General features: G+C 60.0%; 5 protein-coding genes. 1 reads left to right on the forward strand and 4 read right to left on the reverse strand.

Going from position 1 to position 4523, the window contains the following annotated elements:
• Nucleotides 1-107 precede the first annotated feature (107 nt).
• Genes JCM17207_RS06835 through JCM17207_RS06850 form a run of 4 tightly spaced genes read right to left on the reverse strand, consistent with a single transcriptional unit; the run spans nucleotide 108 to nucleotide 2826 of the window.
• Nucleotides 108-968 carry a DUF4097 family beta strand repeat-containing protein gene (locus tag JCM17207_RS06835; protein ID WP_238316869.1) on the reverse strand — a complete coding sequence of 287 codons (861 nt, stop codon included), beginning with the start codon at nucleotides 966-968 and terminating at the stop codon, nucleotides 108-110.
• A 43-nt stretch (nucleotides 969-1011) separates the two neighbouring features.
• Nucleotides 1012-1767, reverse strand: coding sequence for a DEAD/DEAH box helicase (locus tag JCM17207_RS06840; protein ID WP_238316870.1), 756 nt, complete (start codon nucleotides 1765-1767; stop codon nucleotides 1012-1014).
• The gene (locus tag JCM17207_RS06845) at nucleotides 1761-2456 is read right to left on the reverse strand and encodes an ABC transporter ATP-binding protein (protein WP_238316871.1); all 696 of its coding nucleotides are present in this window, start codon (nucleotides 2454-2456) and stop codon (nucleotides 1761-1763) included. Before JCM17207_RS06845 ends, JCM17207_RS06840 begins: the two co-directional genes overlap by 7 nt.
• A 1-nt stretch (nucleotide 2457) precedes the next feature.
• Complete coding sequence (locus JCM17207_RS06850) at nucleotides 2458-2826, reverse strand: GntR family transcriptional regulator (protein WP_238316872.1); 369 nt, start codon at nucleotides 2824-2826, stop codon at nucleotides 2458-2460.
• 224 nt (nucleotides 2827-3050) lie between these two features.
• Here JCM17207_RS06850 and JCM17207_RS06855 point away from each other — a divergent pair, with 224 nt between their 5' ends.
• Entirely contained in the window at nucleotides 3051-4337 is a 1287-nt protein-coding gene (locus JCM17207_RS06855; RefSeq protein ID WP_238316873.1) for an ArsB/NhaD family transporter, read from the forward strand.
• Nucleotides 4338-4523: the final 186 nt, after the last annotated feature.

Genomic DNA, 4523 nt, shown 5'->3' on the forward strand with positions numbered 1-4523 from the left:
GCGGCTGGTCCGCCCCCTTGCTTTGTTGTATGGAATCTGCCAGGGCGGTGGGAGTTCAGGGAGGATACCCACCCGCCCGGGCGGCAGATTGTTTCGGGAACGCCCGATCAGCCCGCAAACTCCACCTGAATGTCGCCGTTGTCGGTCTGGAACCGGATGGACTTCTTCGCCCCGGCCAGGGTGCGGCTGGAGAGGTTGCTGCTGCCGTTTTTCTTGGATACCTGGATGGAATACTCCTCAGCGCTGCCGTTCAGGGTGCCGGTAATGCTGCCGTTGTCGGTTTCGCAATCGTAGACATCGGCGGTGGTGCGCTCCAGAATGATCTCGCCGTTGTCGGACTGGGCTTCCAGGTACTGGGCGGTGGTGTCGGTGAGCCGGGCTGTGCCGTTGTCCGTCTCGGCGGAAAGGCTCTGGGCGGTGACGTTTTTGGTCTCGATATCGCCGTTGTCGCTGCCCAGCTCCATCTGGCGGGCGGAGAGGTTCTCCACCTTCAGGCTGCCGTTGTCGGTATCGGCCTCGATGGAGGCATACTCCTTCTCGGGCAGGGTGATCACCAGGGTGTCATCCCCGGTGAGCCGGACCCCGCCCAGCTTCCGTTCCAGGCGCTCCACCGACAGGGTGCCGCCCCGCACCGAGATGGTATAAAAGCTCTGGTCCTCGGGCTCGCCGTACTCCACCGTGACCTTGTCCCCCGTACCGGTGCGGATCTCGATGGGGGCGTTGTTGTCCTCCACCTCTACCCGGGTGATGGTTTCGGCGGTGGTGTAGGTCCGCCGGACCAGTTCCACCGTCTCCACAGATTCGGCGTTCTCGGCATACTCCACCATCTTCCGAGCGAAAGCGTCTGCCATGCTCTCGAAGAAATTGGATTCCCGCAGGGTGGAGTCTGCCATCTGAAGGGGCACGCAGCCGCAGAGCAGCGCCAGCGCAGCCGAAGCACAGCCCAGAGATAACAGTTTCCGTTTCATCGTTTTGTCCTCCTGTCTTATTTATAAATGAATCGATCTCCGCTCAGGCGAGGTTGAGACGGTTTTTCAGGAAATACGCCGTAATGCAGTAATACACAGCGCCCACCACGACGCACCCCGCGATGACCACCCACATCAGCAGATGGATGGGGCCGGGGGCGAGGAGCCCGACCTCGTCAAAGTCGATGTCAAAATCCAAAATACTGGTCACCACCGACGAAACCATGCTCAGCAGCAGGAACGCCCCCACCGACCAGAGGGTTTTATGGGAAGAAAAGCTGTATCCCACCGCCATGGAGGCGTAAAACTGCAGGCAGAGGGTGAAGCTGCTCACAAAACCCAGCACCACCAGCTCCAGCAGGAAGGTGTAGAAGTTCGCCCACTCCCCGGGGGAAAGCTGCATCCGGCCAAACTCCCGGAAAAACTCCAGCAATTCCCGCTGGCCTGAGACGGACAGCATCGCCGCCAGGATCACCGCCAGCAGGCTGGCGGCAAACCAGACCGCCGAGACGATCATCTTGGCCCAGAGGTGATGGTGGACCGAAACCGGCAGGGTGAACATGAGATAGCCCTCGTCCCCCAAAAGGTTCTGCCGGAACCGCTGGGCCATAATGACCACGCTCATAATGAACACCGCCAGGATAGCCAGAGCAAACGCCAGAACCAGCAGGGTGCCCAGATCCCCCATGCCCCGGGTGGACAGGTTGGCCCCCAGGGCGGTGGCCAGCAGAATCAGATAGAGGGGGAGCATCACCCGCGCGGTGGCGCGGAACTCGTACTTTAATAGTTTGGTCAGCATCTGAACACCTCCCGGAAGAGCGCGTCCACGCTCTTCCCCTTTTCTTCCCGGAGGGCGTCGACCTCCTGGTGGAGCAGCAGCTGCCCCTCCCGCAGAAAGACCACTTCGTCCAGGATTTTTTCCACATCTGCGATCAAATGGGTGGAAATCACCACCGTAGCCTCCGGGTTATAGTTGGCGATAATGGTGGAGAGGATATAGTCCCGGGTAGCCGGGTCCACCCCGCCGATGGGTTCGTCCAGGAGATAGAGCTTTGCCGCCCGGCTCATGGTCAGGATCAGCTGGGCTTTCTCCCGGTTGCCCTTGCTCATCTGGCGGATCTGCTGTTTGGGCTCCAGATGGAGGTCCGCCAGCATCTGCTCGGCGGCATCCCGGCGGAAGTCGGCGTAAAAGTCCTGGTAAAAACCCAGCAGCTCTTTCACCGACATCCAGCCCGGCACCGCCATCCGCTCGGGCAGGTAGCTCACCTGGGCACAGCTGGCCGGCCCCGGAGCCCCGCCGCAGACCCGGATCGCTCCGGCGGTGGGGGTCAAAAGCCCGCAGGTCAGTTTGATGAGGGTGGATTTGCCGCTGCCGTTGGGCCCCAGCAGCCCTACAATCCGCCCCGGTTCCAGCGCCAGATTCACGCTCTCCAGAGCCCTTTTGGGGCCGTAGCTCTTGGATAAATTCGTACATTCCAAAACAGGCATCTTACCCGTCTCCTTTCCCTTGCTGTTCCATCAGCTGCAAAATCTCCGCCCGGGTATACCCCAGCTGTTCCATCTTTTCCAGAAAAGTCTGGATCTGCTCCTCGGCGCACTGGCGCTTGGCCTGCTGGATCCGGGCCCGGTCCTCGGTGACAAACCGCCCCGCCGTCCGCTGGCTGTGGACCAGACCCTCCCGCTCCAGCTCGGCCATGGCCCGCTGCATGGTGTTGGGGTTGACCCCCGCCTCGGCGGCAAACTCCCGCACCGAGGGCAGACGCTCCCCCGGGGGCAGCGCCCCCGAGACAATGTACATCTGGATCTGAGCCACCAGCTGGGTATAGATCGGCGCATCCGCAGAAAACTGCCATTTCATAGGCCGCCTCCTCTTTGGTGACGTGTTATTGTACTAAGATAATAATACAGTTTACCCGGTTTGTCAAGCCCCCCTCCGGCGCGGGCCGGGCTGGGAACCTCCAATTTCCGGGGCCGGTGTTTAAGCATTTTCGGCGGTTCTGCGCATGGACTTTTTGGGCGGGTGCGCTATAATAAGCGGGATAATTTTGTAAACAATTTATTAAGGAAGGTGTATTTGCCCCTATGCTTCCCCAGCTTTTGCTCTTCGGCCTGACGGCGGCGGCCGTGATCCTCTGCGTTGTGACCAACGCTCCCGGCTCCTTCCGCGGGCACAAGTTCTCCCTTTACTGGGTGGCCGCCCTGGCCGGGGCCCTGCTGGCCGTGGCGGCCGGCTTTGTCTCCCCCGAGGCCATCGGCCAGTCTTTTTTCACCAACACGGCGGTGAACCCCCTGAAAATCCTGATCCTCTTCTTCTCCATGACCGCGATCTCGGTTTTCCTGGATGAGGCGGGCTTTTACAATCACCTGGCCTCCGGCGTGGTGGAGATGGCGGGCACCAGCCAGCTGAAATGCTTCTTCATCCTGTTCGGGGTGGTGTCGGTGCTGACGGTCTTTACTTCCAACGACATCATCATCCTGACCTTCACCCCCTTCATCCTCTATTTCGCCCGGCGGACCGGCATCAACCCCATCCCCTACATCTTCGGCGAGTTTGTGGCGGCCAATACCTGGAGTATGTTCTTCATCTTCGGCAACCCCACCAACATCTATATTTCCACCGCCTTCGGCATCGACTTCTTCGACTACGCCTATCACATGGTTCCGGTAACCCTGGCGGCGGGGCTGGCCTCCCTGGCGGTGCTGTTCCTGGTGTTCCGCAAGAGTTTGGCCATGCCCATCCAGGTCCAGCCTATGGAGCAGCTCCAGTGGAACAAATCCCTCTCCTCCATCGGCCTGGTGTTCCTGGGCCTGAGCATTGTGGCCATGGCCATCGCCTCCTACGCCGGGTTTGAGATGTGGGCCGCCGCCCTGGCTTTCGCTCTGGGCTGCATGGCCTGCGCCGCCGTCTATCTGAAGCACACCGGCCGGGATTTCAGCGTCCTGAGCCACACCCTGAAAAAGCTGCCCTGGGCCCTGACCCCCTTCCTTCTGTCCATGTTTGTCCTGATCCTGGCCCTGAACCAGGCGGGCGTCACCGAGACCCTGGCCCACAGCCTGCCGGATAACCCCTTCGCCTATGGCCTGGCCTCCTTTGCGGCCTCCAACGTCATCAACAACATCCCCATGAGCGTGCTGTTCACCTCGATTCTGGGCAGCTGCCAGGCCACCCCCGCCATGGTCTACGCCGTGATTCTGGGCAGCAACCTGGGGGCGCTGCTCACCCCGGTGGGCGCTCTGGCCGGCATCATGTGGCTGAGCATCATCAAGGAACACTCCATCAACTTCTCCTTCCTGACCTTTGTGAAATACGGCGAAATCATCTCCATCCCCGCCGTCCTGACTGCCCTGGGCTGTCTGTGCATCCTGTAATTTGATCATAAATAAAAAAACCGCACCCTCCCAAAAGTGAACTGCACCCCATTTGTTAGACAGTATGGTATACTGGATAACAAGTGGGGTGTTTTATTATGCCAAAAGGAATACCGAACAAACGCTACACGCCGGAATTTAAGCAACTGGTAGTAGAGACAATGCGAAAGGAACACATAAGTGTTC

It is taken from the genome of Faecalibacterium gallinarum (assembly GCF_022180365.1).
GTDB classification, from domain to species: Bacteria; Bacillota; Clostridia; order Oscillospirales; family Ruminococcaceae; genus Faecalibacterium; species Faecalibacterium gallinarum.

Bases quoted from the DNA above. Each gene is read 5' to 3' on its own strand.
- JCM17207_RS06835 (WP_238316869.1), bottom strand. From the start codon at position 968: ATGAAACGGAAACTGTTATCTCTGGGCTGTGCTTCGGCTGCGCTGGCG.
- JCM17207_RS06840 (WP_238316870.1), bottom strand. From the start codon at position 1,767: ATGCTGACCAAACTATTAAAGTACGAGTTCCGCGCCACCGCGCGGGTG.
- JCM17207_RS06845 (WP_238316871.1), bottom strand. From the start codon at position 2,456: ATGCCTGTTTTGGAATGTACGAATTTATCCAAGAGCTACGGCCCCAAA.
- JCM17207_RS06850 (WP_238316872.1), bottom strand. From the start codon at position 2,826: ATGAAATGGCAGTTTTCTGCGGATGCGCCGATCTATACCCAGCTGGTG.
- JCM17207_RS06855 (WP_238316873.1), top strand. From the start codon at position 3,051: ATGCTTCCCCAGCTTTTGCTCTTCGGCCTGACGGCGGCGGCCGTGATC.